The organism is Mycobacterium sp. E2699 (genome assembly GCF_001666745.1).
Lineage (GTDB): Bacteria > Actinomycetota > Actinomycetes > Mycobacteriales > Mycobacteriaceae > Mycobacterium.
Window position 1 is genome coordinate 24,623 of the sequence record NZ_LZJH01000016.1, and the last position, 23,477, is coordinate 48,099.

The following is a 23,477-nucleotide window of genomic DNA, read 5'->3' on the forward strand; positions in this document are numbered from 1 at the left end:
CCGTATGGCGATCGACGAGCGCGTGGTCGAAACCACCCACGGCCCGGTCCGCGGCGCTGATGAAGGGGACGTGCGGACCTGGAAGGGAATCCGGTACGCCGCAACGCCGGTCGGCGACCTTCGTTTCCGGCTGCCGCAGCCGCCCGAGCCGTGGGGCGAGATCGCCGACGCCACCGCCTTCGGGGCCGCCTGCCCGCAACCCGAATTTCCCAACATGCCGCTGGATCTCGGCGCGCCGCAGGGCGAAGACTGCTTGAGCCTGAACATCTGGGCCCCGTCCGGCGCCGGCCCGGGTGCCGCACAACCGGTGCTGGTCTGGCTGCACGGCGGCGCCTACGTCCTGGGATCGGCCAGTCAGCCGCTCTACGACGGCCGCCGCTTGGCCGGCGCAGGGGTCGTCGTGGTGACCGTGAACTATCGCCTGGGGGCGCTGGGATTCCTGGACCTGTCGTCCTTCAGCACCGCGCGGCGCCGCTTCGACGCCAACATCGGGCTGCACGACGTGCTGGCGGCCCTGCGCTGGGTGCGCGAGAACATCGCGGCGTTCGGGGGCGATCCCGACAGGGTCACGCTGTTCGGCGAATCCGCCGGCGCGGGCATCGTCACGACGCTGCTGGCCGCCCCTGCGGCCGAGGGCCTCTTCGCCGGCGCGATCGCCCAAAGCTCGCCCGCCACATCGGTATACGACCGCGAGAGGGCTCGGCGCGTCGCCGTGAGCTTCCTCGACAAGCTGGGGATCGCCCCGGGCGACGTGGACCGGTTGCCCGACGCCCCGACCGCGGCGATCCTCGCCGCGTCGCAGGAGGTGTTCGACGAAGTACCCGTCCGCAACCCGGGCACCCTCGCGTTCGTCCCGATCGTCGACGGCGAGCTGCTGCACGACTACCCGGTCAAGTCGGCGCAGCGGGGCAGCACGCACCGGGTGCCGTTGATCATCGGCACCAACAGGCACGAGGCCGCGCTGTTCCGGCTGATGCGCTCGCCGTTGATGCCGATCACCCCGCGCGCGATCACCTCGATGTTCACCCAGATCGCCGCCGAACAGCCCGACCTGCAATTGCCCACCGAACAGGAGATCGTGTCGGCGTATTCGCGGTTACGGCGCAGGGCAAGGTCTTTGAGCATCGCGACCGACGTCGGTTTCCGGATGCCGACGGTGTGGCTCGCCGAGGGGCACAGCAGGGTCGCACCGGTGTATCTGTACCGGTTCGACTACGCGACCCCGTTGCTCAAGCTACTGCTGGTCAACGCGGCCCACGCCACCGAATTGCCTTACGTCTGGGGCAATCTCGGGGCGCCGAAGGACCCGACGCTGAAGCTCGGCGGCGCCCGGACCGCCAAGGCGATCTCGAAGCGGGTGCGCACCAGGTGGATCAACTTCGCCGCCCACGGAAAACCCGCGGGACCGGCCGGCGAACCGGATTGGACGCCCTACCGGGAACCCGACCGCGCCTGCCTGCTCATCGACAAGAGCGACACCGTAGCCGGCGATGTCGACGCGCAGATCCGCGCCGCGTGGGGCAGCGAGATGGTCAGCTTCCGCTAGGGTCGGTGCCGCGGGACGCGGCTACAGCGGCTCGGAGAGCATGAACCGGTGCCCTTCGGGCGATCGCAGACCCATCTCGCGCCGACCCCAGGGTTCGGTCGTGGGGGGCTTCAGGATGTCGGCTCCCGCAGCGACGGCGCGCCGGTGGTACTCGTCGATGCCGGCGACGGTCAAATACGCGATGTAGCTGTGGTCACCGAGGTCGGCTGCCGGCAACGCCTCCGGACAGCGGCCGAGCCGGAACGTCACCGACCCGGCCGAGCAGAAAGCCCAATTGCCCGGGTCGGGTTGCGTTACCGTGCAATTCAATATGCGGGTGAACCACTCCGACGCACGGTCGAGGTCATGCACCGCGAGGACGGGGTCGGCGCCGAGGAGCGTCATGTGTCCAGTGTGGCGCACCGAATGAAAGCGATCCTGCGCAACCGACCAATAGGCAAGTTTCCATCGCGGTGCCGCCGGTGATACCGCAAACGGGAACCGCCTGATGGTGTGGCTCGCGGTGCCGGCGTGGCTGATGTGACCGCCGAGGCCGCGGCGCTACCCCGCCGGCTTGGCCTGGCGCGCTTGGCTTTTCATCTGCCGGAACATGTCCACGTAGTAGGGCAGGCATTCCGACATCGCCTTGTCGGTGGTGAACAGCGGCTCGTAGCCGAGGTCGCGCCGCGCCTTGTCGATGGAGAAGTAGTTGTCCAGGTACAGACGCTCCACGGCCAGCGGCTCGAGCAGCGGGGCCGGTATGCCGAACCGGAAATGCATGCGCTGCCAACCGGTCATGGCCGCGCGGACCAGCGGCCCGTTGACCCGCACCCGCGGCCAGTTTTCGCCGCAGGCCTCGATCACCGGTCGGGCGAACTCGAACATGTTGATGGGGTCGGCGTCGTTGATGAAGTACGCCTGGCCGGGCGCCGTGCCGCCGGGCACCAGATGCTGGGCGGCCAGGATGAAACCGTGAATCAGGTTGTGCACGTAGGAGTTGTCGAGCCGGGCCGACTTGCGGCCGATCAGCACCTTGACGTGGCCGGCGACCACGCTTTCGAACAGCCTGCGAAACATCGTCTGATCACCGCGGCCCCAGATGCCACTGGGCCGGATCGCGCACGTCAGCATGTCGCCAACACCGTTCTGGGACAGCACGAATCGCTCGGCGACCACTTTCGTTTCGGTGTACAGGTCGTTGAACCTGTTGGTGTAGGGCAGCGTCTCGTCGCCGCCGGCGATGTTCTGGCCGCCCATCACCACGCTGTTGGACGACGTGTAGACGAAGCGCTTGACCCCGGCCGCCTGCCCGGCGTGCACCAGGTTCTCGGTGCCGCCGACGTTGACGGCGAAGCTGCGCTGACGGTATTCGTCGGTCACCGACGCGCCGCCCATCAGCTCGATGATCGCGGCGGTGTGAAACACCGTGTCGATGCCGTCCACCGCCGCGGCGCACACGCCGGCGTCGGTGATATCGCCCTGCAGCACCTCCAGGTGGGGGTGTTCGGGCAGCGGCGACGGGGCCCGGTCGAACGAACGCACCCGGTACCCGCGGTCGAGCAAGGTGGTCACCAGGTTGGCGCCGACAAATCCGGAGCCGCCGGTGACCAGGACGCGGCCCAACTCGGTGGTCAGTGATGGATCACCCATAGTTCGCGAAGCATAGCCGAGAAAAACTGGAACGTGTTCCAAAGGCCCGGCGGCCGGTGGCGCGATCCGGTCCGCCGTCAGCCGTCTTCGGGCTGGCCCGCCGCGAGCGCGTCCTCGATCCGCTTGCGGGCGCCAGCTAAGTGCTCCTCGCACCGTTTGGCGAGTTGCTCGCCTCTTTCCCACAGCTGCAGCGACGCATCCAGGTCCAGCCCGCCCTGCTCCAGGACCCGCACGACCTCGATCAGCTCGTCCCGGCAGGCTTCATAGCCGAGGTGACTAATGGGCGTAATCGACTGCATCGACTGCTCCTCGTCAGCGGCCATCGGTCGGTCCCTCGCTCACCGCCGCAACGGCGCCGTCGGCCACCCGCACCCGCAGCCGGGTGCCCGGGGGCGCGTCGGCGACCGAGCGCAGCACCGCGGGAGGTCCGGCGGCGGGCACCGTCTGCACGACGGCGTAGCCGCGGGCCAGGGTGGCGGCCGGGCCCAGCGTGGCCAGCCGCGCGCTCAGGTGGCCGACGCGCTCGGTCTCCGCGGCCACCTGCCGCCTGATGTCGCGGCGCACAGCCGAACGCGCGCGGTGGACCTCCTCGGCGCGCGCCGTCACGGCCGTCAGCGGCTCGGCGAGCACCGGCCGGCTGCGCAGCTGGGTCAGCGCGCGTTGCTCGCGTGACACCCAGCTGCGCAGCGCCTGCGCGCTGCGCCGGCGCAGGTCATCGAGCAGCCGCTGCTCGGCGGCGGTATCGGGCACCACCTTCTTGGCGGCGTCGGTGGGCGTGGCGGCGCGCAGGTCGGCGACCAGGTCGCACAGCGGGTTGTCGGGCTCGTGCCCCACCGCGCTGATGACGGGCGTGCGGCACGCGGCGATCGCGCGGCACAGGGTCTCGTCGGAGAACGGCAGCAGGTCCTCGACGCTGCCGCCGCCGCGGGCCACCACGATCACATCGACCTCGTGGTGGCGGTCGAGTTCGTACAGCGCCTCGACGATCTGCGCCACCGCATTCGGCCCCTGGACCGCGGTGTTGCGCACCGCGAAACGCACCGCCGGCCAGCGCGCGCCGGCCACCGTCGTCACGTCGCGCTCGGCGGCGCTCGCCCGCCCGGTGATCAACCCGATCATGTTGGGCAGGAACGGGATTGGCCGCTTGAGCCGAGGGTCGAACAGGCCCTCGGCGTCGAGCAGGCGGCGCAGCCGGTCGATGCGCGCCAGCAGCTCGCCGACGCCGACCGCGCGAATCTCGCTGAGCCGCAACGAAAAGGTGCCGCGCCCGGTGTAGAACGAGGGCTTGCCGCAGACCACCACCTGGGTGCCTTCGGCGAGTTTCACCGGCGCGTTGGCCACCAGGTCGCGCGAACACGTCACGGTCAGCGACATGTCGGCGGCCGGGTCCCGCAGCACCATAAAGACGGTCTTGGCGTCGGGCCGCATCGTGATCTGGGCCAGCTGGCCCTCGACCCAGACGGTGCCGAGCCGGTCGATCCAGCCCGCGACGCGCACCGCCACCGCGCGCACCGGAAAGGGGTTCTCCGCGGAGTTGGGTTCGGGATCAGCCGCGCGGGTCACTTCGCGTTCGCGCGGGTGATCCTGTTGGCGAGCAGCGTCTGGAACGGAGCGCGGGCCTTCGTGGCCTGCTCGTAGGCCAGCAGGGCCTCGAGTTCGTCGACGTTCAGCGACTGCAGTCGGGCCCGCAGCTGGGCCAGCGTCAGCGTCGAATAGTCGAGCTCGATGGCCACCTCCGGTTCTTCCACCGACGCTTTGGCCGCGGGAGCCTTCGCCTTCTTGGCGGGCTTGACCAGCGCGCTGGCGTCCTCGTGCGCGTCGGCCACCGAGTACAGCGCGAATCGTCCCTCGGCCCTGCGCTCGCCCTCGCCGACTTCCGGCGGCGCGGCGGTTGCCCCCTCGACCGCGTCCTCGGGCAGGTCCTCGTCGAAGGTCGCCCACTCCGGCTTCTCGTCCTTGGGCGGAAAGATCGACTCCAGGGTGCTGTCACCCTTGATGACGAGCTCGGCCAAGTTCTGCTGAAAGCGCATCACGATGTGCGCCGCGGTGCTGGCCAACGTCATCGGGTACATCAGGATCGTCTTGGGCAGCTTCATTGTCTCCTCGACGGCGACTGTCGCCGCGCCGACTATCAGCCGAACTCCGTACGGTGCAGTAGCCATAAGTCCAAGACTGCCTCAACCGGCGGCCAACTCCAAGCCCGCCGCGGGCCGGTACCCTGAATGCCATGCCGCCGACTGTTGACATGGGAATTCCCGGTGCGGCCAGCTCCGTAGCCAACGACCCCATCGGCAAGAGGGTGCTCCTGGCGGAGCCGCGTGGCTACTGCGCGGGTGTCGACCGGGCCGTCGAGACGGTGGAGCGTGCCTTGGAAAAGCACGGCGCCCCCGTCTACGTGCGCCACGAGATCGTGCACAACCGGCACGTGGTCGACACCCTGGAAAAGGCCGGGGCGGTGTTCGTACAGGAGACCGACGAGGTCCCCGAGGGGGCCATCGTGGTGTTCTCCGCCCACGGCGTCGCCCCGACCGTCTACGCCGCCGCCGCCGAACGCAACCTGCAAACGATCGACGCCACCTGCCCCCTGGTGACGAAGGTGCACAACGAAGCCAGGCGGTTCGCCCGGGACGACTACGACATCCTGCTGATCGGCCATGAGGGCCACGAGGAGGTCATCGGGACCGCGGGGGAGGCGCCCGAGCACGTGCAGCTTGTCGACGGTGTCGGCGGGGTGGAGAACGTGACGGTCCGCGACGAGAGCAGGGTGGTCTGGCTGTCGCAGACCACGCTCTCGGTGGACGAGACGATGGAGATCGTCGAGCGGCTGCGGCAGCGTTTCCCCAGCCTGCAGGATCCGCCCAGCGACGACATCTGCTATGCGACGCAGAACCGGCAGGTCGCCGTCAAGGCGATGGCGCCGGAATGCCAGCTCGTCATCGTCGTGGGTTCCCGCAACTCGTCGAATTCGGTGCGGCTGGTCGAGGTGGCCCTGGGCGGTGGTGCCGATGCCGCCTACCTGGTCGACTGGGCCGACGACATCGACCCAGCGTGGTTGGAGGGCGTCACGACGGTGGGTGTCACCTCCGGCGCGTCGGTCCCCGAGGTGCTGGTGCGGGGTGTGCTGGAGCGGCTCGCCGATTACGGGTTCGACGTGGTGCAACCGGTGACGACGGCCCAGGAAACCCTGGTGTTTGCGCTGCCCCGCGAGATCCGGTCGGCGCGCTAGCCTTCGTATTCCCAGGACTCCGCAGGGAAGCTGCGCGGCGCGCGGCGGCGTCGCTCGGGTCCGGCATCTTCGGCCGGGCCCGAACCGCGGTAGCGCACTTGTGAGATCGGGTGGTGCGTGGTGTCGGAGCCGTTCCCGGGTGGGGTGGCGCGCCGCCGCCGGGGCTCGTAGGGCTCGTACGGGTCATAGCCGTCGAAGCGGCTGCCGCGAGGAGCCTGGCGTTCGCCGGGCCGGTCGTAGGGATTGCGGCGGGTGCGCGGCTCGCGGCGGGTCTCGCGCGGCGGCTGGCGACCGTCGTGATCGGTGTCCGGCCGGGGGCGCCGGCGCGGCCGCGGCGGATCGGCGGGATCGAAGTCGTGGGGCGGTGCCTGGCGCCGGCGCCGCGGGCGCTCGGCGCGGGCGTCTCTGGGATCGCGTTCGTCTTCGAGCGGCGGGCGGGCATGCCTCGAGTGGGCTCGGCCGGGACGCGCGGACCGACCACCGCGGGTCGTTCGGCCGGTCCGCGACGCGGCTTTCGCCGGACGGCCCGCCTCGCGGGTTCGCTTGGAGCCGGTGGGCGGCGCTTCCTCCGCATCCCCGTCGTGGGCACCCAGGCCGAGAAGCGAATTCAGTTTCTCGCCAATGGCCCCGAGGAAGGAATTCCCCGCCGGCCCCGCCGTCGCGGCGTCGTCTTCCGGGGCGGCCGCGGTAGCCTGCGACTTGCCGAAATACCATCGCGCCAGGCCGATCAGCAGCACGACCCCGGCGGTCCCGAGCATCAACGGAAACCGCTCGATGAGCGGGTAGCCGCAGTTGATCAGGAGGTCTTTGAGGCTGCCGATCTTGTGTCCGTGGAACATCCAATAGGCGCCCGGCACCGCGCAGAAAAGAATCAGCGGTGGCTGAATGATCGCGGTGAAGACGCCGTCTTGGCGCACGGCGAGCACCGCGGCCACGCAGCCGGCGATATAGCAGGCGGCGAAGACGTGGGTCAGGTCCTTGTGACCGGCGTCGATCGCGTAACCGGCGGCCGTCGCGGTGATGGCGATGACCAGGGCCGCCCACCACGGCACGCCCGGGATGTTGGGGTGGATCGAGCGGTGGCTAGCCTCGACCGCCGATCTTGCCCGCTGTGCTGACACATGTAGACCGTACCGGGAATGAGCCGAAACGCCGGTAAAGACCTTGTTAGGGGCCGTTGGCGTGCCATCGCCGCGCACACGGCTGAACGGCCCGTCCCGCTGCGCCCTACACTTGGATCCCCGTGAGCCTGAGCCTGGGAATCGTGGGCCTGCCGAACGTCGGCAAGTCGACGCTGTTCAACGCCCTGACCAGGAACAACGTGGTGGCGGCGAACTACCCCTTCGCGACGATCGAGCCCAACGAGGGTGTGGTTTCGCTGCCGGACCCGCGGCTGGCCAAGCTCGCGGAGCTGTTCGGTTCCGAGCGCATCGTCCCGGCGCCGGTCACGTTCGTCGACATCGCCGGGCTGGTCAAGGGCGCGTCGGAGGGGGCCGGGCTGGGCAACAAGTTCCTGGCGCACATCCGCGAATGCGACGCGATCTGCCAGGTGGTCCGGGTGTTCTCCGACGACGACGTGACGCACGTCGCCGGCGAGGTGGATCCCGAATCCGACATCGAGGTCGTCGAAACCGAGTTGATCCTGGCCGACCTGCAAACGCTCGAGCGCGCGTTGCCGAGGCTGGAGAAAGAGGCGCGCACCAGCAAGGAACGCAAACCGGTCCATGACGCCGCGGTGGCCGCTCAGGCGGTGCTGGACGGCGGCACGACACTGTTCGCCGCGGGCGCCGACGTCTCCCTGCTGCGCGAGCTGAACCTGTTGACCACCAAGCCGTTTCTGTATGTCTTCAACGCCGACGAGGCGGTGCTCACCGACGCCGCGCGGGTCGCCGAGCTGCGCCGGCTCGTTGCTCCCGCCGACGCCGTATTTCTCGACGCCGCAATCGAAGCCGAGCTGGTCGAGCTCGACGACGAGTCCGCGGCCGAGCTGCTGGAGTCGATCGGCCAGACCGAGCGCGGCCTCGACGCGCTGGCGCGGGCCGGGTTCCACACACTCAAGCTGCAGACCTTCCTGACGGCGGGCCCAAAAGAGGCACGGGCGTGGGTAATTCATCAGGGCGACACCGCGCCCAGGGCCGCCGGGGTCATCCACAGCGACTTCGAGAAGGGCTTCATCAAGGCCGAGATCGTGTCCTACGACGACCTCATCGCCGCCGGGTCCATGGCGGCGGCCAAGGCCGCCGGCAAGGTCCGGATGGAGGGCAAGGATTACGTCATGGCCGACGGGGACGTGGTGGAGTTCCGGTTCAACGTGTGAGCATCAGGCCGGCAATTCCATCGGGCGCCGGCTCATTGCGGGGCGGACTTTTTCGAGAAGTCGGCGCTCGGCACGGTTGGCGCTGGCCTCCGAGGGTCCACGTCGTCGACGGGCATGGCGTGAAGTCCGTGGACGTCAACGAACAGAATTGTCAGGTGGTCGATTTCTACTCCCGGCGTGGTTTCGTCGTGGTCGGCAGGAGCGAACTCGATGATGCGGGCGGGCCGTACCCGCTGCTTCATATGTCCAAGCCGGTCACGCGGTAAGGCCGCTACGCAACCGCGGGCGCGAGAGCGCCCGGCTGTCCCGACTGGCCACTCAGCCTGGTCATGGTGAAGCGGTGCGCGCTGGGTTGGCTGCTGTGATCCGTATATCCGCAGGCGGCCTCGGTGCGGACGACGACCCTGGTGCCGATCCCTGTGCTCGGGTCCCAGGTCCATTCGTCGAAGCCCCTGTGCACCGTCCCGTCATTACAGCGCCACGCCGCGGGGTTCGGGGGGAAGCTCGCGTGCCACCGGTCGGCATAGAACTGCGCCTGGCCCGACGTGTTGGAAAAGATGACTTGGACGCAACCAATACCGCACGACGCGGCCTTGAACGTCACATCGTCGAGGCTTCCGTCGTTGAAGTGGACGTTGTACATCCCACTCACCACTTGGTCTGCGGCCATCACCGGCTCGGCCGACGCCGGTGCGGCCAGCGCGATAGTCACGCCGGCCAGTGCGGCGCCCGTTACGGGTATCTTCCTCATCCGCGTTCCTAACCGGGTAGCCCCCTCCGGCAGCACCATACGATCATCTCACCGGAAAATACAGGCCATAGGGCCGGTTTGCCGCGTCAGCGTTCGGGTGGGTCGGGGTTTCCCTTCTTTGGCGTGGTCGGGCCCCGGCTCGACGCCGCGGACGGCCGCTGGCGGCGTTAAGGTGTGGCATGGTCACCACCGAGGACCGTGCCCACACCTCAGGTGAACCCGAGGGCGGCGCCGCTGACTCCGATCAGCATGAGGAGTCGCTTGCGCTGCGCGAACGTGAGCTCGCGAGGCGCGAGCGGGTGGCCGACGAACGGGATCGCATCGCCGATGAGCGGGACCGGATCGCGGATGTTCGCGAGCAGTCGGCGGACGACCGGGAGCTGGATGCGGACATCCGCGAGGGTGCGACCGAGCAGCGTGAGCGCGAGCGACTGCACCGCGCCGAGGAGCGGGAGGCGCGCGGGCAAGCCGCCGCCAAACGGGAATCGGCCGAAATCAGGCGTGCGGTGGCCGAAACCCGACGACGTCTCCAAGGACGGCCGTCTTCGGCGGACTGAGGGACCGCGACGCGCTCGGGCTCCGTTGAGGGCGTGAGCCTCCGAAACAGGTACTTGCCCCGGTTCGGGTCTGGGGAAATCCTTGAGAGATGGTGACTGCGAAGCGCCGCTGGATTCAGCGGTCGACGAGCGCGCTGCTGGGTGGCGGGTTGGCCTTGTCGGCGCTCGGACTGGCCGCCGGCCCCGCCGCCTTGGCCCGGGCTGCCCCGGCCCCCGCACCCGCCAATCATTGGTGCCCGGGTGATCCGTGGGATCCGGGCTGGGGCAACGCCTACAACTGGGACTGGAATCACTGCCACGACTGGCAAGGGGCGGCGAACCCAGGTGGTCCGGCGGGTTGGGGTCCTTGGGGGCCTCCGCCGGGGTGGGCGCCGCCGCAGCCGCCGCCACCGCCGTGGGCGCCCGGGGCGCAGCTGATGTGGAACCCGACCCGCAACGTCTGGGGATTCTGGAACAACGGTATATGGACTCCGGCCTAGCGGGTCGAGCACGAATCGCGTTGGCCTTGCCGCTTCGACGTTGGGGTCTGTCGGCCCTAGACCGGCAAGCCGCGCTGGGCTATGTGTGGAGGTGGAACCTTTCCACCACGCCGACTGGAGGTCCGATGCGGCCAGAACGAGCATCAGATGGCTGAACAAGTCGGACGAACGGCGCACGAACGCGAAAGCGTCGCGCTGGAGCGCGAACGGATCGCCGAAGAGCGCGAGGCCATCGCCGCCGAGCGCGAACACCTCGCGCACGAGCGCGAACAGCAATCGCACGCTCGAGAACGGTTGGCGCTACGGAGAGAGCGGCTGACCGAGGGCGTGGAGCGCTGGGCGCAGAACCTGGAACTGCGGAGCAGACTTGCCGAACGTCGCGAAGCCGTCGCGGACCAACGGGAAGCGATCGCGGATGAACGGGAGGCGCTCGCCGACGAGCGGGAGCGCGTAGCCGACGAGCGCGAGCGGGCCGCGGATCGGCGTGAGTCGGAATCGGGCGGAAGCCGTCCGGCAAACCACGGGCTGCGCGCGGCGCAACGGGTCCAGCGCCAGGAGGCGGCCGCGCTGCGCGAGCAGGCGGAGGTCGAGCGCGAGCGGGCCACCAGCGAGCGTGAAGAGGCCCGGCAGGAGGGAGAGGCCGGCATGCGCCAAGCCATCGGCGAAGGGAAGAGCGGTGCCCACTGATCACCACGCCGATGCGCTCAACGAACTCGACCGCCGAGCCGCCGAGCTTGACGAACGGGAGAAAGCCCTCGAGCACCGCGAGGCGCAGCTGGTAAAGCGCGAGTGGCTCGCGGCGGAGCGGGATCGAATCGCGGCGGAGCGAGACCGAGTCGCCAACCACCGCGAGCAGCTGGCCGACGAACGAGAAACAAGCGCCGACGAACGAGAGGGCACCGCCGGCGAGCGCGAACGCGAGCGTCTGCAGCGTGCCGAAGATCGTCAGGATCGCCAGCGCGCCTCGGCCGAACGGGAAGAGGCGGAGATCAGGCGCGAGATCGAGGCTTCCCGGCGAGATGCCGCTGAGACCGAACCTGCGGAGTGACGGACGGCCCTGAAGGCTGGCCGCCAGGACACTTGGGTGCTGGAGAGGGCGGGTATGTCACTGCGCGGATTGGCCGGCAAAGTCGGCATCGTCGTTGGTGGAGCCACCGGGCTGGGAGCGGCCACTGCCGTTCGCCTTGGGGCCGAGGGCAGCCAGGTGGTCATCGGCGATATCGCCGAAGAAGCCGCGCAACAGACCGCGGAACGCATCGCCCGGGCGGGGGTACGGCGACACGGCATCGGCGCACTGACGCGACACGTCGCGTCGCGTTGGGGCAAGGAGGGCATTCGGTGCAACGCGGTCGCGCCGGGCTTCACGGCCACCGACGCCATCCGCTCGGCTCCGCGGTGGCCGGAGTTGGAAGCCTCCGCGCTGCGGCGGATCCGCAGCACGCGGGTGGGTCTCCCCGACGACGTCGCATCGTTGGTCGCCTTCCTGCTGTCCGACGAAGGCGCCTGGATCAACGGTCAGGTCGTCAACATCGATGGCGGAACGGTGCTCCGCTGAACGAATCTCGTAGCTTGTCGGAGGGGCCGCCTAGCCTTGGGTCGACGCGGGACACCGCGCACCGATCGCACACAGGGGAGGCTGCATGAAGTTCGTTTCGACCCGCATCATCACGGCCGACGTCAAGCGGCTCGTCGATTTCTACGAGGCGGTCACCGACGGTTCCGCGGTCTGGGGCAACGAGCTGTTCGCCGAGATCCCGACGCCGGTTGGAACGCTGGCCATCGGCAGCGACAAGACGGTGCCGCTGTTCGGGGACGGATCCGCCGAGCCGGCGGCCAACCGGAGCGCGATCGTGGAATTCCTCGTCGAGGACGTCGACGCGGAATACGAGCGGCTCCGCGACCGCGTCGGCGAGGTCGTGACGGAGCCGACCACCATGCCGTGGGGAAACCGCGCGCTGCTGTTCCGCGATCCGGACGGCAACCTCGTCAACCTGTTCACTCCGGTCACCAACGAGGCCCGCGCCAAATTCGGTGTGATTGTCGCGCAATAAGACTCGACGACTCAGCGCCGCACGACGGCGTCCACGCTCACTGACGGTGCGATCCAGTCCCCGAGGAAGCTCCGCAGCGTGACGCCCGTACGGGCGGACGACCGGTGCGCGCGGTGACCGCCGACGCGCAGCAGCGCAGCCGCCTGTGGCCGCGCCTGGTCGAGCTCTACGCAGACTTCGACACCTACCAGAGTCGGACCGAGCGCGAGATCCCCGTCGTGGTCTTGCAACCGCGTCCGTAGGTAACGCCCAATTCCTGCTCGGATATTTGCGGCTTTGTAATCGATTTGCTACCGATGCGGCGAAAGCCATTATGCTGAGCGTGAATGATCTGCGCCACAAATTTTGGCTCGCGGTGAATTCCATTGCTAGCGTGCCTGCCCATGGTTGTATTGGCAACGTTGATGACGCTCATCAATCAGGTCTCCGGGACGCCCTATATCCCGGGTGGAGATTCTCCCGCCGGGACCGATTGCTCTGGGCTCGCCTCATGGGTCGCCAACGCGGCGACGGACCGGCCGGTCTACGGCAGCAGGTTCAACACCGGCAACGAGGAGGCCGCGCTGCTGGCCCGGGGCTTCCAGTACGGAACAGCCCCCAACGCCTTGGTGATCGGTTGGAACGGCGGCCACACGGCCGTGACCCTGCCGGACGGCACGCCGGTGTCCAGCGGTGAGCGCGGCGGCGTGCACATCGGTGGTGCGGGCGCCTACCAGGCCGGATTCACCCACCACATGTTCCTGCCTGTGCCGGATGGCGACTTCGCACCGCCTCCGCCGCCGGACGCCGCCCCGCCACCGCCGGACGCACCGCCCGCGCCGGTTCTGGTCGACGCGCCGGCTCCCGCGCCCCCGGCTCCGGACCTGCCGCCCCCCGGCGACCCGGGAATTGCGAATACGTAACAAATTCGCATTTGATTCGGGGTTCTCGGCATTATTAGCAATTCACGCGATTGTGAACTGATCCGCCACGCGCCGAATTTGTGGTATGCGTCACTGGCTAATCGCGAACGTCTGTTGGCAAGCATTTGCCTAGCCGTCAATGAGGACGCCTAGGCAAAGTTTGCTGGTGAACGGCTGGCGCCCGGGTGCGCTCGTGGCACGTATCCTGCGGCCATGATCTTCATCGTCGTCAAGTTCGAGACCAAACCGGAGTGGACCGATCGCTGGCCGGAACTGGTCTCCGCGTTCACGGCCGCCACTCGCGCCGAGGAGGGCAACCTGTGGTTCGAGTGGTCGCGCAGCCTGGACAACCCGGCGGAGTACGTCCTCGTGGAGGCCTTCCGGGACGGTGACGCGGGAGGCGTCCACGTCAACAGCGATCACTTCAAGCGCGCGATGCGCGAGCTCCCGCAGGCGCTGAAGTCCACGCCCAAGATCATCAACCAGACCATCGACGCCGCGGGCTGGTCCGAAATGGGCGAGATGTCCGTCGATTAACCGACAACAACCGCTATTTCGTCGCCCAGCCGGTACCCCGGGGCCAGCGGGAGTGCGTCACCGCTCCAGAACTTGCCGGGGTCAAACCAGTTGGCGTCCTTGTCCGTGACGAGCAAGCCCATGTCCTCGTAGGTGATCGCCACCGTCTCCGCGCAGTACGCCGTCTCCAGGCTCATCTTCCGCGCCTGCCTGCGTCGCTGCGTTTGCTCGCGAACCTTGCTGTCCACCAACGGGATTCCGCGCACCCAGTCGTAGATGGTCGGTAGTCGCCCGCGGAACCACCGGCCGGTCAGCCGGGCGGTGGTCGGAAACGCGGTTCCGTCCATCCGCGCGATGACCCGCAGCAGCTTGTTCTCCTGTTCGCGGGTGGCGTATGGCGTCAGCTGGCGCAGCCAGCACCGCTGCTGGTAGCGGTCCGTCCATTGCCGCACCGCGTCGCGGAGATCGTTGAGCTGCACGCCGCGGTGGTTGGTGCCGGTCCACACGTCGATGAGTTTGTCGCCCAGTTCGGCGTGCCAGATCAACGGGGGCAGGTCGTCGATGGCCACGGTCATGCCGACGTGGTTCACCGGACTGTTCGTCAAGGTCTGAATCGCGCGGTCGGGTCGCGAGCGGCCGCGGAACAGCCACAGGTCGCCGGTCCGGGTCTCTTCCAACGCCTGGTCCAGTGTCAGCATGCAAGCCAGCCTATGGGCGTCGAAGAACTTCGCGTGCGACCCTGCGCGCGTTGACGGCCGCCGGGTAACCCGCATAGCCCGTCATGTGGTAGATCACCTCTTCGATCTCCTCGAGGCTCAACCCGTTGTGCAGCGCGATCTGAAAATGGAGCTTCAGTTCGTCGCTGGCCCGCAGGGCGATGAGGGCGCCCAGGGTCACCAGGCTGCGGGAGCGCCGATCGAGGCCCGGCCGCGTCCACAGGGCGCCGAAAACGTGATCGAGGCTCATGTCACCGAGTTCGTCGGCGAAGCCGCCATCGCTCAGGCCGGTGGCGCCCTCCGGGATGACGCCGGGCAACATCTCCTGGAGCGCGTCCATGCCCTCGGTTCGGGCGTCAGCCATCGTTGTCTGCCTTTCGTTTTCGTGGTTCGCGGGATATCTGGTAGTCGATGTATGCGTCCCAGTCGTCGACGCGGCGGCGCAACTCATCGACGACACCCGCGTGGGTGGGTACGAAGAATCGGTTGCGCAGGATCGCGTCGGCGACCAGCTCGCCGACGGGCGCGGGGTCGAGCAACGCGAACTGCTCGCCGGGAACCCGCAGCGGCGCACCGGCGCCGAACGTCGGCACGGCGGTGGCGATGTTGGTCAGCACCGGCCCCGGGCACAGCAGGGTGACGCCGATGTTCTTGGGCCGCAGATAAATTGCCAGGCCCTCGCTGATCTGCACGATCGCGGCCTTGGTGGCCGCGTACGGCAGCCGGTCGTAGGAATAGGTGAAAAGCCCGGCGAAGGAGGCGGTGTTGACCAGATGCCCGCTGCCCTGATCGAGCAGCAGCGGCAGGAAGGCGGCGTTGCTGCGCACCAGCGACATCAGGTTGACGTCGAGAATGCGTTGCCACTCGGTCACCGGAATGTCTTCGGGCAGGCCGTTCGTCAGCACGCCGACGTTGTTCACCACGATGTCGACCCGGCCGAACCGCCGCAGCGCCGCGTCCCGAACCCCGTCGAAGGCGAGCGGATCCGAGACGTCGGCGGGCGAAACGAGGATGTCGGCGTCGGTCAGATCGCCGGCGACGTCCGCCAAGCGGGCGCTGTCGATGTCGACGGCCACGATGTGTGCGCCTCGCCCGGTGAGCGCGCCGGCGATGGCGCGGCCGATGCCACTGCCCGCCCCGGTGACGACGGCGACCTTGTCGCGAAGGGTGTTCATAGTGGTAATAGCCTGTCAACCATGCGCAGCGTTTGGAAGTGGATCGGACTGGCCGGTGTCGCCGGCGTGGTCGCCGGGGGCGTGCTGGTGGCGCGCGACCAACGCAAGCGACGCGCCTACACCGCCGACGAGATCCGCGCGCGGCTGCATCAGCGGCTGGCCGAATCCGACGGGGAGAGGTTTCAGTCCAAGTCGGGGTCGGCCTCGGGTTCGACGGCGAACAAGCGGTAGCTGCCCGAAAAGCCTTTCAGCTCGACCTCGCGGCCGTCGTCGAATCGAATGCCGTCGCAGTCGGCCCCATTGTCAATGGCGTCCCGCACCGGTTCGCTGACCAAGATCTGGCCCCCGACGGCCTCCGCGGCCACCCGCGCTGCCATCGCGACGTTGCGCCCGAACAGGTCGTCGCCGCGCCGCACCGAGCGGCCCATGTGGATGCCGATCCGAACACGAATGCCGTTGTGCCGCTTACGTTTTCCGTCCTTGTTCAGCGCCTGCTGGATGTCGAGGCCGCACCGCACCGCGTCCTCGGCGCGCGAGAAGGCGATCATGTAGCCGTCCCCCTGGCTTTTGACGACATGCCCGGAATGTCGCCGCACGAGTCCCGAAACCAACTTGTCGTGCGAGCCGATCAGCTTGACCCAGGCGCGGTCGCCGATCCGCTCGTTCAGCGCCGTGGACTCCTCGATGTCGGAGAACAGGATCACCACCCGGCCGTCCGGGGTGACGCGGGCCAGGTCGGGCCGCTCCACCTCGGCCCAGTCGGCGAGGTCCTCGATGGAGCTGCGCACCGCGGCGCCGAAGCCCTCCTTGCGCATCACGTTGGCCGCGTTCCACACCCTCTTGACGGCCTCGCGGCCGCCCGACAGCAGCTGGGTGCGCGCGTCCGTCCGGTGCTGCAGCTCCTCGATCTCGCGGCGGGCGCGCACCAGCAGGACCGAGAGAACCGCGATCGCGCCCGCTTCGATCGTGGCGACCCCCGCCAGGACATAGACCGCGATGCGCAGCATGTCACCCACGCTGGTCATCCTGCCAAAGCCCGTGTTCGTTTCGGGTTGTCGGGCCCAACCGCAATGTTTAGGGTTGAGCACGGTCCGCCGCGGGTAGCGAATCTCAAGGGAGGTGCGCGTCTTGGCCGACGGTGACAGTAGCTCGTCAAATCTTTTGGTGATCTTCGGCATTACCGGTGATCTCGCACGCAAGATGACGTACCGAGCCTTGTACCGGCTCGAGTCGCGCAATCTGCTCAAGTGCCCGATCGTGGGCGTGGCCAGTGACGACATGTCGGTCGAGCAGTTGGTCGAGCGGGCGCGGGATGCCATCAAGGCGTCCGGCGAGAACCTCGACGACGCGGTGTTCGAGAGGCTGGCGGACCGGTTCTCCTACCTGCACGGCGACGTCACGGATCCCGGGCTCTATCAGCAGCTGGCCAAGCGGGTCGGCACGGACTGCCGTCCCCTGTACTACCTCGAGATGCCGCCGTCCCTGTTCGCGCCGATCGTCGAAAACCTCGCGAAGGCCGACCTCTTGGACCGTGCGCGCGTCGCGGTGGAAAAGCCGTTCGGCCACGACCTTGCCTCCGCCCGCGACCTGAACGCCCGGCTGCGTGCGGTTCTCGACGAGGACCAGATCCTGCGGGTGGACCACTTTTTGGGCAAGCAACCCGTCGAGGAGTTGCAGTATCTGCGGTTCGCCAACAACGGCCTGGCCAAGCTGTGGGACCGCGACAGCATCTCCGAGATCCACATCACCATGGCCGAGGACTTCGGAATCGAGGACCGCGGAAAGTTCTACGACGCGGTGGGCGCGTTGCGCGACGTCGTGCAGAATCACCTGCTGCAGGTGCTCGCGCTGGTGGCGATGGAGCCCCCCGTCGGCCCGAGCGACGATGACCTCAACGACAAGAAGGCCGAGGTGTTCCGGGCGATGCCGGCGCTGGATCCCGAGCGCTGCGTGCGCGGCCAGTACCGCGGCTACACCGACGTCGCCGGGGTGGCGAAGGACTCGCAAACCGAGACCTATATCGCGCTGCGGACGGAGATCGACAACTGGCGCTGGGCCGGGGTGCCGATCTTCCTGCGCGCCGGCAAGGCGCTGCCGGAAAAGGTCACCGAGGTCCGGATGTTCCTGCACCATGTTCCCGGGTTTTCGTTCCTGCCCAACCGCCGGCCGCCCGAGCCCAACCAGATCGTGCTGCGCATCGACCCCGACCCGGGCATGCGCCTGCAGCTCTCGGCCCAGGCGGGTAACTCGTGGCACGACGTCCACCTCGATTCGTCGTTCGCCGAGGATCTCGGTGAGGCCGTGCGGCCCTACGAACGGCTGCTGTACGCCGCATTCAACGGCGATCGTCAGCTCTTCGCCCGGGAGGACGCCATCGAGGAGACGTGGCGGATCGTGCAGCCGGTGCTGGACAAGCCGGGCCGCATCCACCACTACGACCCCGGCTCCTGGGGTCCCGAGGCTGCGCAGTCGCTGCTGCACGGACACCACAGTTGGCAGGAACCGTGGCTACCCCACACCAAGCAGGCGAGCAATTAAGGAGACGGGACACGATGCAGCTAGGGATGATCGGCCTGGGCCGCATGGGCGCCAATATCGTTCGGCGGGTGGCCACGGGCGGCCACGAGTGCGTGGTCTACGACCACAGCCCCGACGCGGTCAAGGCGATGGCCGGCGAGGACAACACAACCGGGGTGTCCTCGCTGCAAGAGCTGGCCGAGAAGCTCGAAGCCCCGCGAGTGGTCTGGGTGATGGTGCCGGCCGGGACCATCACCACGGGCGTGATCGAGGACTTGGCCAAGACGCTGGAGCCCGGGGACATCGTCATCGACGGCGGCAACTCCTATTACCGCGACGACATCCGCCATGCGAAGACCTTGGGCGACAACGGCATTCACTTACTGGACTGTGGCACCAGCGGCGGTGTGTGGGGCCGCGAACGCGGTTATTGCCTGATGATCGGCGGGGACACGGACGCGTTCGAGCACGCGGAGCCGATCTTCGCGACCGTGGCGCCCGGCGTGGACGCGGCGCCGCGCACCCCGGGCCGCGACGGCGAGGTCGCGCAGTCGGAAAAGGGCTACCTGCACTGCGGCCCTTCCGGGGCCGGGCATTTCGTCAAGATGGTCCACAACGGCATCGAGTACGGGATGATGGCGTCGCTCGCCGAGGGCCTGAACATCTTGCGCAACGCCGACATCGGCAAGCAAGTGCAGGCGGGTGACGCCGAGACGGCGCCGCTGTCGAATCCGGAGTTCTACCAGTACACCTTCGACATTCCCGAGGTCGCCGAGGTGTGGCGCCGCGGCAGCGTCATCGGCTCCTGGCTGCTGGACCTGACCGCCAGCGCGCTGCACGAATCGCCGGAGCTCAAGGAGTTCTCCGGTCGGGTGTCCGACTCCGGGGAGGGCCGGTGGACCGCCATCGCGGCGATCGACGAGGGGGTGCCTTCGCCGGTGCTGACGACCGCCCTGCAGTCCCGCTTCGCCTCGCGTCAGCTCGACGACTTTGCCAATAAGGCACTCTCGGCGATGCGCAAGCAGTTCGGCGGGCACGCGGAGAAGCCGGCGAACTGAATCAGCCGCGCCGAGCGTGCGTTTCGCGACCAATCACCGGCGTGTGTCGCGTCGCAAATTGCACAGTCGGCGCTTGGGAATCAGCGGCGCTCGACGAACGCGACCACGGCTTCGCTGAACGCGTCGTTGTCATCGCCGGCCGCGGTATGCCCGGCGTTGGACAGTTCGACGAACTCCGCGCGGGGCACCTGGGTCAGGAAATGCTCGACGCCTTCGGGACTGACGACGTCGGACAGCTTCCCGCGGATCAACAGAACCGGGATCGTCAGGCCGGCCGCGGCCTGCTCGAATTTCTCGGTGCGCAACTCCGGGTCGTCGCCGGGCTTGGTCATGAAGGCCGGGTCCCAGTGCCAGTACCACCGCCCGTCGCGCAGGCGCAGGTTCTTCTTCAGCCCCTCGGGGCTGCGCGGCTTTTTCCGGTACGGGAGGTAGGCGGCAACGGCGTCGGCCGCCTGCTCGAGCGTTTCGAACCCGTCGAGCCCGCTGAACATGAACTCGCGGATGCGCGCGCTGCCGCCCTTCTCGAACCGGGGCACCACGTCGACGAGCACCAGTTGCGTCACGCGGTCGGGGCCGGCCCGGTCGGCGGCGAGGATGCCGGTCAGCCCGCCCATGCTCGCGCCGATGATGACCACCGGCCGGCCGATCGCGTCCAGGACCCGCAGCACGTCCGCCGTCAGCGTCTCCACGTCGTAGTCGGCGTCGGGCGCGCGAGCGCTGTCACCGTGGCCCCGCGAGTCCAGCGCGACGACGTGAAACCCATCATCGGCGAGGATCTGGCCGGTGTTCTTCCAGGAAAACCTGTTCTGGCCGCCGCCGTGCAACATGAGGATGGTGGGCCGATCGACCGCCTTATTGGCCAGAGGGGCCGAGCCGCGGTTCCACTCGTCGGCGACGAGGGTGATCCCGTTGTGGCCGGAAAACTCGACCGTCTCGGGTTTGCTGGTTACGGCGCTCAAGGGCGTCCTCTTTCGTAGATCGCCCTTCGACGTTACCTAGGCAACCTATTCACCCTCGACCTGGGGGTCTGGCCACGGTCCGCGAGGCCGTCGCGGGCGCCGATGAGTTCTCGGCGCCGCCGCGGTCTATCACTGAGACCGCTGACAACCACCGCACCAGACCTAAAGGAGACGCGCATGCCATCGATCACGCCCTCGCTGTGGTTCGACCACGACCTGGAGGAGGCCGCGGAGTTTTACACGTCGGTGTTCCCCAACTCCCGGATCGAGGGCTTCAACCGGACCACCGAGGCGGGCCCGGGGGAGCCGGGAACGGTCCTGTCGGGCAGTTTCGTGCTGGACGGCACCCGGTTCATCGGCATCAACGGCGGGCCGCAGTTTCCGTTCAGCGAGGCGGTGTCGTTCACGGTGCACTGCAAGGACCAGGACGAGGTCGACTACTACTGGGAGCGGTTGACCGACGGCGGCGAGGAATCGCAGTGCGGATGGTGCAAGGACCGCTTCGGGCTGAGCTGGCAGATCGTCCCCGACCGGCTCTTCGAATTGATCGGCGACCCGGACCGGGCGCGCGCCGCGGCGGCCACCGAAGCGATGCTCGGCATGCGCAAGATCGTCATCGCCGACTTGGAGCGGGCCGCGGCGGGCGCGTTCACCCGGTGAGCCGGCCGATCCCGGCCACCGCGTAGGCACGGTGAATCCCCTGGTCGCGAGGGCCTCGGTGGCCGCGGCGAGGATGCCGGGGAAGCCAGCTGTCTCCCGATGCCGTCGGTAGCCCGCCCTAGCTCGGAATGCCATGTCGCCGTGGGCATCTGGCGAATTCGGTACCGGGGCCGGTGCGTGCGAATCGACCAGGCGTTAGGTTGGTCGGTGCGGACGGGCGCCGACGAGGGAGTGGACATGGCTGACGACACCGAGCGAGCCCGCGGTGGGTGAACCGGGCTGGGTCGACGTGCCCGGCCCGGCGGGGGACCTGAAGGCCCTGACCTGGGGGCCGCCGGACGGCCCGATCGCGCTGTGCCTGCACGGCTTCCCCGACACCGCCTACGGATGGCGCAAGCTCGCACCGCGGCTCGCCGAATCGGGGTGGCGCGTCGTCGCGCCGTTCATGCGCGGGTACGCGCCGTCGTCGATCCCGGCCGACGGCGACTTCCATGTGGGCGCGCTGATGGACGACGCCCTGCGGGTGCGCGCGGCCGCGGGCGGCACCGAGCACGACGTCGTGATCGGTCACGACTGGGGCGCGATCGCCGCGACCGGCCTGGCCGCACTGCCCGACAGCCCGTTCACCAAGGCCGTGATCATGTCGGTGCCGGTGTCCGCGGGGTTTCGTCGGCGCGGTAGCGCGGCCGACCGGCTGCGGCTGCTCGGCCACCTGCCGCCGCAGCTGCTGCGCAGCTGGTACATCTTCTACTTCCAATTGCCTTGGCTGCCCGAACGTTCCGCGTCCTGGGTGCTGCCGCTGCTGTGGCGGAGGTGGTCGCCCGGTTACCGCGCCGACGAGGATCTGCGCCACGTCGACGCGGCGATCGGCACGCCGGAGAGCTGGCGGGCGGCGCTGGGAACTTACCGGGCCACCATCCGCCACCCGCGGCCGCCGGCGGAGTATGCCGAACTGAACCGGCTGTGGACCGAGGAGCCCCTGCTGCCGTGCCTGTACCTGCACGGGCGCGACGACGGTTGCATGACATCGGCTTTCACCCGCTGGACGGAGAAGGCGCTGCCCGCGGGCAGCGAGGTCGCCATCGTGGAGCACGCCGGGCACTTCCTGCAGCTCGAACAGCCGGACAAGGTCGCCAGCCTGGTGCTGACGTTCATCGGCTCACCCGGCTGAAGCCATGCCGGGGCAGCGGATGGCCGCCGTCGACGCGCAGTTCTACTGGATGTCGGCCAAACTGCCCAGCGATGAGTTCCTGCTCTACGCGTTCGACGGCGAACCCGCGGATTACTCCGCCGCCGTCGAGCGGGTGTGCGCGCGGGCGCGTGCCTGCCCCGGCCTGACGATGCGGGTCGCCGACCGTGGCCGGTTGGCCTATCCGCAGTGGGTGCCGGCCGCTCTCGGGCCCGACTGGGTGGTCCGCCACGACCTGGCCGACCCCGGGTGGGGCGACTGCCTGGTGGCCGTCGCCGCCCTCGCCGACGACCAGTTGGACGTTCGGGCGATGCCGTGGCGGCTGCATGTGTTCACCCCGGTCTTCGGCATTCCCGGCGTTGCCGGGCCGGGCAGCGTCGTCGTCATGCAGGTCCCGCACGCGCTGGCCGACGGCGCCCGCGCAGCGGCGATGGCGGCGTGGTTGTTCGGCCGGGCGGCCCCGGTGCCGGGGGTGGCGGCGCCGTCGGCGGGATTCTTGCCCTTGCGGGCCGTCGAGGCGGCGCGCGCTCATCGCCGGCTGGTCCGCGACACCCGCGCCGGGCTGCTGGCGCCGCGGGCCGGGTCGCGGCCGCTGCAACCCACCAACGCCCGTCCCGGGCGCATCCGGTCGGCGCGCACGCTGGTGCGGCGCCGTTCGCAACTGGGCGGGCCCACGGTCACCCTCGCGGTGCTGGCCGCGGTCTCCACGGCGCTGTCCACTCTGCTCGAAGAGGGGTCCGACACGCTGGGCGCCGAAGTACCGATGGCCAAACCCGGTGTGCCGCATGCCAATAATCATTTCGGGAACGTCGTTGTCGGGCTGTACCCCGAGCTGGCGTTGGAGGCCCGGATCGCGCGGATCGCCGCCGATCTGGCCAACGGCCGGCGCCGCTTCGAACACCCGGCGGCCCGGGCCGCCGACCGCGCCTTCGCCGCGGTGCCCGCGGCGCTACTGCGTTGGGGCGTCGCGCAGTTCGACCCTTTCGTCCGCCCCACGCAGGTGGCCGGCAACACCGTGGTGTCCAGCGTCAACCGCGGGGCCGCCGATCTGGGCTTCGGCGGCGCCAGGGTGGTGCTGACGGCGGGATACCCGGCCCTTTCACCGGCGATGGGGCTGACCCATGGGGTGCACGGCATCGGCGACACCGTCGCTATCAGCGTTCACGCCGCCGAATCGGCCATCCCCGACATCGACGAGTACCTCGAGCTGCTCGACGCGGCGCTGTGAA

The 23,477-nt window shown here is 68.9% G+C and carries 30 protein-coding genes and 1 pseudogene; 19 read left to right on the plus strand and 12 right to left on the minus strand.

Annotation, left to right across the window (positions count from 1 at the left end; genetic code table 11):
• Nucleotides 1–4 precede the first annotated feature (4 nt).
• Nucleotides 5–1,546, plus strand: a complete 1,542-nt coding sequence (locus A5696_RS00885; RefSeq protein WP_067871937.1) for a carboxylesterase/lipase family protein — start codon at nt 5–7, stop codon at nt 1,544–1,546.
• A 21-nt stretch (nt 1,547–1,567) separates the two neighbouring features.
• On the opposite strand, the gene A5696_RS00890 is transcribed toward A5696_RS00885, so the two are convergent.
• The 5 genes from A5696_RS00890 to A5696_RS00910 form a co-directional block, all read right to left on the minus strand.
• Entirely contained in the window at nt 1,568–1,930 is a 363-nt protein-coding gene (locus tag A5696_RS00890; RefSeq protein ID WP_067871941.1) for a VOC family protein, read from the minus strand.
• Between the two features lie 156 nt (nt 1,931–2,086).
• Complete coding sequence (locus tag A5696_RS00895) at nt 2,087–3,175, minus strand: NAD-dependent epimerase/dehydratase family protein (protein ID WP_067871942.1); 1,089 nt, start codon at nt 3,173–3,175, stop codon at nt 2,087–2,089.
• Between the two features lie 77 nt (nt 3,176–3,252).
• Nucleotides 3,253–3,498, minus strand: coding sequence for an exodeoxyribonuclease VII small subunit (locus A5696_RS00900; RefSeq protein ID WP_067871943.1), 246 nt, complete (start codon nt 3,496–3,498; stop codon nt 3,253–3,255).
• Entirely contained in the window at nt 3,488–4,738 is a 1,251-nt protein-coding gene (gene xseA / locus A5696_RS00905; RefSeq protein ID WP_067871946.1) for an exodeoxyribonuclease VII large subunit, read from the minus strand. The genes A5696_RS00900 and xseA overlap by 11 nt, the downstream gene beginning before the upstream one ends.
• Nucleotides 4,735–5,337 (minus strand): lipid droplet-associated protein, encoded by a 603-nt coding sequence (locus A5696_RS00910; protein WP_067871949.1) that lies wholly within the window; start codon nt 5,335–5,337, stop codon nt 4,735–4,737. Before A5696_RS00910 ends, xseA begins: the two co-directional genes overlap by 4 nt.
• A 65-nt stretch (nt 5,338–5,402) precedes the next feature.
• Between A5696_RS00910 and A5696_RS00915 the strand changes: the two genes are divergently transcribed.
• Nucleotides 5,403–6,401: a 4-hydroxy-3-methylbut-2-enyl diphosphate reductase gene (locus A5696_RS00915; protein ID WP_067871952.1), complete on the plus strand. Its 999-nt coding sequence runs from the start codon at nt 5,403–5,405 to the stop codon at nt 6,399–6,401.
• On the opposite strand, the gene A5696_RS00920 is transcribed toward A5696_RS00915, so the two are convergent.
• Complete coding sequence (locus A5696_RS00920) at nt 6,398–7,522, minus strand: DUF6542 domain-containing protein (RefSeq protein WP_067871955.1); 1,125 nt, start codon at nt 7,520–7,522, stop codon at nt 6,398–6,400. The two genes, A5696_RS00915 and A5696_RS00920, sit on opposite strands and share 4 nt — an antisense overlap.
• 122 nt (nt 7,523–7,644) lie before the next feature.
• Between A5696_RS00920 and ychF the strand changes: the two genes are divergently transcribed.
• Nucleotides 7,645–8,718 (plus strand): redox-regulated ATPase YchF, encoded by a 1,074-nt coding sequence (gene ychF / locus A5696_RS00925; protein WP_067871957.1) that lies wholly within the window; start codon nt 7,645–7,647, stop codon nt 8,716–8,718.
• A gap of 128 nt (nt 8,719–8,846) precedes the next feature.
• Nucleotides 8,847–8,984 (plus strand): hypothetical protein, encoded by a 138-nt coding sequence (locus A5696_RS27500; protein ID WP_369803267.1) that lies wholly within the window; start codon nt 8,847–8,849, stop codon nt 8,982–8,984.
• 5 nt (nt 8,985–8,989) lie between these two features.
• On the opposite strand, the gene A5696_RS00930 is transcribed toward A5696_RS27500, so the two are convergent.
• The gene (locus tag A5696_RS00930; RefSeq protein ID WP_156738203.1) at nt 8,990–9,469 is read right to left on the minus strand and encodes a hypothetical protein; all 480 of its coding nucleotides are present in this window, start codon (nt 9,467–9,469) and stop codon (nt 8,990–8,992) included.
• 179 nt (nt 9,470–9,648) lie between these two features.
• Between A5696_RS00930 and A5696_RS26790 the strand changes: the two genes are divergently transcribed.
• From A5696_RS26790 to A5696_RS00970, 9 genes and pseudogenes are all read left to right on the plus strand, one after another.
• On the plus strand, nt 9,649–10,026 hold the full coding sequence (locus tag A5696_RS26790) for a hypothetical protein (RefSeq protein ID WP_082956278.1): 378 nt from the start codon (nt 9,649–9,651) through the stop codon (nt 10,024–10,026).
• A gap of 89 nt (nt 10,027–10,115) precedes the next feature.
• A complete protein-coding gene (locus tag A5696_RS26795) occupies nt 10,116–10,505 on the plus strand; it encodes a hypothetical protein (RefSeq protein WP_082956279.1) in 390 nt (129 codons plus the stop codon).
• A 147-nt stretch (nt 10,506–10,652) separates the two neighbouring features.
• On the plus strand, nt 10,653–11,192 hold the full coding sequence (locus tag A5696_RS00940; protein WP_067871964.1) for a hypothetical protein: 540 nt from the start codon (nt 10,653–10,655) through the stop codon (nt 11,190–11,192).
• On the plus strand, nt 11,182–11,553 hold the full coding sequence (locus tag A5696_RS00945) for a hypothetical protein (protein WP_067871971.1): 372 nt from the start codon (nt 11,182–11,184) through the stop codon (nt 11,551–11,553). Before A5696_RS00940 ends, A5696_RS00945 begins: the two co-directional genes overlap by 11 nt.
• A gap of 54 nt (nt 11,554–11,607) precedes the next feature.
• Nucleotides 11,608–12,060 carry an SDR family NAD(P)-dependent oxidoreductase gene (locus A5696_RS00950; protein WP_067871976.1) on the plus strand — a complete coding sequence of 151 codons (453 nt, stop codon included), beginning with the start codon at nt 11,608–11,610 and terminating at the stop codon, nt 12,058–12,060.
• Nucleotides 12,061–12,145: 85 nt separating this feature from the next.
• Nucleotides 12,146–12,556 carry a VOC family protein gene (locus A5696_RS00955; RefSeq protein WP_067871979.1) on the plus strand — a complete coding sequence of 137 codons (411 nt, stop codon included), beginning with the start codon at nt 12,146–12,148 and terminating at the stop codon, nt 12,554–12,556.
• 98 nt (nt 12,557–12,654) lie between these two features.
• Nucleotides 12,655–12,798 (plus strand): annotated as a pseudogene (locus A5696_RS00960) (nitroreductase/quinone reductase family protein); the annotation flags it as partial.
• 141 nt (nt 12,799–12,939) lie between these two features.
• Complete coding sequence (locus A5696_RS00965; RefSeq protein WP_067871982.1) at nt 12,940–13,458, plus strand: glycoside hydrolase; 519 nt, start codon at nt 12,940–12,942, stop codon at nt 13,456–13,458.
• Nucleotides 13,459–13,671: 213 nt separating this feature from the next.
• Nucleotides 13,672–13,995, plus strand: coding sequence for a putative quinol monooxygenase (locus A5696_RS00970; protein WP_067871984.1), 324 nt, complete (start codon nt 13,672–13,674; stop codon nt 13,993–13,995).
• On the opposite strand, the gene A5696_RS00975 is transcribed toward A5696_RS00970, so the two are convergent.
• Genes A5696_RS00975 through A5696_RS00985 form a run of 3 tightly spaced genes read right to left on the minus strand, consistent with a single transcriptional unit; the run spans nt 13,992 to nt 15,865 of the window.
• Nucleotides 13,992–14,672 carry a guanylate cyclase gene (locus A5696_RS00975; protein WP_067871987.1) on the minus strand — a complete coding sequence of 227 codons (681 nt, stop codon included), beginning with the start codon at nt 14,670–14,672 and terminating at the stop codon, nt 13,992–13,994. The two genes, A5696_RS00970 and A5696_RS00975, sit on opposite strands and share 4 nt — an antisense overlap.
• Nucleotides 14,673–14,682: 10 nt before the next feature.
• Entirely contained in the window at nt 14,683–15,054 is a 372-nt protein-coding gene (locus A5696_RS00980; RefSeq protein WP_067871991.1) for a carboxymuconolactone decarboxylase family protein, read from the minus strand.
• A complete protein-coding gene (locus A5696_RS00985; RefSeq protein ID WP_067871996.1) occupies nt 15,047–15,865 on the minus strand; it encodes an SDR family oxidoreductase in 819 nt (272 codons plus the stop codon). Before A5696_RS00985 ends, A5696_RS00980 begins: the two co-directional genes overlap by 8 nt.
• 21 nt (nt 15,866–15,886) lie before the next feature.
• Between A5696_RS00985 and A5696_RS00990 the strand changes: the two genes are divergently transcribed.
• Nucleotides 15,887–16,096 carry a hypothetical protein gene (locus A5696_RS00990; RefSeq protein ID WP_066966097.1) on the plus strand — a complete coding sequence of 70 codons (210 nt, stop codon included), beginning with the start codon at nt 15,887–15,889 and terminating at the stop codon, nt 16,094–16,096.
• On the opposite strand, the gene A5696_RS00995 is transcribed toward A5696_RS00990, so the two are convergent.
• Nucleotides 16,048–16,890 (minus strand): adenylate/guanylate cyclase domain-containing protein, encoded by an 843-nt coding sequence (locus tag A5696_RS00995; protein ID WP_067871999.1) that lies wholly within the window; start codon nt 16,888–16,890, stop codon nt 16,048–16,050. The genes A5696_RS00990 and A5696_RS00995 overlap by 49 nt on opposite strands.
• Nucleotides 16,891–16,993: 103 nt before the next feature.
• Here A5696_RS00995 and A5696_RS01000 point away from each other — a divergent pair, with 103 nt between their 5' ends.
• Together A5696_RS01000 and gnd are read left to right on the plus strand one after the other, a co-directional pair.
• On the plus strand, nt 16,994–18,403 hold the full coding sequence (locus A5696_RS01000; RefSeq protein WP_067872176.1) for a glucose-6-phosphate dehydrogenase: 1,410 nt from the start codon (nt 16,994–16,996) through the stop codon (nt 18,401–18,403).
• Between the two features lie 14 nt (nt 18,404–18,417).
• Nucleotides 18,418–19,440, plus strand: coding sequence for a phosphogluconate dehydrogenase (NAD(+)-dependent, decarboxylating) (gnd, locus tag A5696_RS01005; protein ID WP_067872001.1), 1,023 nt, complete (start codon nt 18,418–18,420; stop codon nt 19,438–19,440).
• Between the two features lie 80 nt (nt 19,441–19,520).
• Here the strand turns inward: gnd and A5696_RS01010 are convergent, their stop codons facing one another.
• Nucleotides 19,521–20,399, minus strand: coding sequence for an alpha/beta fold hydrolase (locus A5696_RS01010; RefSeq protein ID WP_067872003.1), 879 nt, complete (start codon nt 20,397–20,399; stop codon nt 19,521–19,523).
• A 177-nt stretch (nt 20,400–20,576) separates the two neighbouring features.
• Here A5696_RS01010 and A5696_RS01015 point away from each other — a divergent pair, with 177 nt between their 5' ends.
• The 3 genes from A5696_RS01015 to A5696_RS01025 all read left to right on the plus strand — a co-directional run bounded on the left by A5696_RS01015 (nt 20,577) and on the right by A5696_RS01025 (nt 23,476).
• Nucleotides 20,577–21,059, plus strand: coding sequence for a VOC family protein (locus A5696_RS01015; RefSeq protein ID WP_067872006.1), 483 nt, complete (start codon nt 20,577–20,579; stop codon nt 21,057–21,059).
• 265 nt (nt 21,060–21,324) lie between these two features.
• The gene (locus A5696_RS01020) at nt 21,325–22,230 is read left to right on the plus strand and encodes an alpha/beta fold hydrolase (RefSeq protein ID WP_067872010.1); all 906 of its coding nucleotides are present in this window, start codon (nt 21,325–21,327) and stop codon (nt 22,228–22,230) included.
• A gap of 4 nt (nt 22,231–22,234) precedes the next feature.
• Nucleotides 22,235–23,476: a WS/DGAT domain-containing protein gene (locus A5696_RS01025; protein ID WP_067872014.1), complete on the plus strand. Its 1,242-nt coding sequence runs from the start codon at nt 22,235–22,237 to the stop codon at nt 23,474–23,476.
• Nucleotide 23,477 lies beyond the last annotated feature (1 nt).

What these genes read in the sequence shown, in the direction of transcription:
- A5696_RS00955 (WP_067871979.1), top strand. Translation starts at nt 12,146, where the DNA reads ATGAAGTTCGTTTCGACCCGCATCATCACGGCCGACGTCAAGCGGCTC.
- gnd (WP_067872001.1), top strand. Translation starts at nt 18,418, where the DNA reads ATGCAGCTAGGGATGATCGGCCTGGGCCGCATGGGCGCCAATATCGTT.
- A5696_RS00930 (WP_156738203.1), bottom strand. Translation starts at nt 9,469, where the DNA reads ATGAGGAAGATACCCGTAACGGGCGCCGCACTGGCCGGCGTGACTATC.
- A5696_RS00980 (WP_067871991.1), bottom strand. Translation starts at nt 15,054, where the DNA reads ATGGCTGACGCCCGAACCGAGGGCATGGACGCGCTCCAGGAGATGTTG.
- A5696_RS01025 (WP_067872014.1), top strand. Translation starts at nt 22,235, where the DNA reads ATGCCGGGGCAGCGGATGGCCGCCGTCGACGCGCAGTTCTACTGGATG.
- A5696_RS00985 (WP_067871996.1), bottom strand. Translation starts at nt 15,865, where the DNA reads ATGAACACCCTTCGCGACAAGGTCGCCGTCGTCACCGGGGCGGGCAGT.
- A5696_RS00910 (WP_067871949.1), bottom strand. Translation starts at nt 5,337, where the DNA reads ATGGCTACTGCACCGTACGGAGTTCGGCTGATAGTCGGCGCGGCGACA.
- A5696_RS00995 (WP_067871999.1), bottom strand. Translation starts at nt 16,890, where the DNA reads ATGACCAGCGTGGGTGACATGCTGCGCATCGCGGTCTATGTCCTGGCG.
- A5696_RS00950 (WP_067871976.1), top strand. Translation starts at nt 11,608, where the DNA reads ATGTCACTGCGCGGATTGGCCGGCAAAGTCGGCATCGTCGTTGGTGGA.
- A5696_RS00895 (WP_067871942.1), bottom strand. Translation starts at nt 3,175, where the DNA reads ATGGGTGATCCATCACTGACCACCGAGTTGGGCCGCGTCCTGGTCACC.
- A5696_RS00900 (WP_067871943.1), bottom strand. Translation starts at nt 3,498, where the DNA reads ATGGCCGCTGACGAGGAGCAGTCGATGCAGTCGATTACGCCCATTAGT.
- A5696_RS26790 (WP_082956278.1), top strand. Translation starts at nt 9,649, where the DNA reads ATGGTCACCACCGAGGACCGTGCCCACACCTCAGGTGAACCCGAGGGC.
- A5696_RS26795 (WP_082956279.1), top strand. Translation starts at nt 10,116, where the DNA reads ATGGTGACTGCGAAGCGCCGCTGGATTCAGCGGTCGACGAGCGCGCTG.
- A5696_RS00915 (WP_067871952.1), top strand. Translation starts at nt 5,403, where the DNA reads ATGCCGCCGACTGTTGACATGGGAATTCCCGGTGCGGCCAGCTCCGTA.
- A5696_RS00885 (WP_067871937.1), top strand. Translation starts at nt 5, where the DNA reads ATGGCGATCGACGAGCGCGTGGTCGAAACCACCCACGGCCCGGTCCGC.
- A5696_RS00890 (WP_067871941.1), bottom strand. Translation starts at nt 1,930, where the DNA reads ATGACGCTCCTCGGCGCCGACCCCGTCCTCGCGGTGCATGACCTCGAC.
- A5696_RS00965 (WP_067871982.1), top strand. Translation starts at nt 12,940, where the DNA reads ATGGTTGTATTGGCAACGTTGATGACGCTCATCAATCAGGTCTCCGGG.
- A5696_RS00940 (WP_067871964.1), top strand. Translation starts at nt 10,653, where the DNA reads ATGGCTGAACAAGTCGGACGAACGGCGCACGAACGCGAAAGCGTCGCG.
- A5696_RS01015 (WP_067872006.1), top strand. Translation starts at nt 20,577, where the DNA reads ATGCCATCGATCACGCCCTCGCTGTGGTTCGACCACGACCTGGAGGAG.
- A5696_RS00990 (WP_066966097.1), top strand. Translation starts at nt 15,887, where the DNA reads ATGCGCAGCGTTTGGAAGTGGATCGGACTGGCCGGTGTCGCCGGCGTG.
- A5696_RS00975 (WP_067871987.1), bottom strand. Translation starts at nt 14,672, where the DNA reads ATGCTGACACTGGACCAGGCGTTGGAAGAGACCCGGACCGGCGACCTG.
- A5696_RS00970 (WP_067871984.1), top strand. Translation starts at nt 13,672, where the DNA reads ATGATCTTCATCGTCGTCAAGTTCGAGACCAAACCGGAGTGGACCGAT.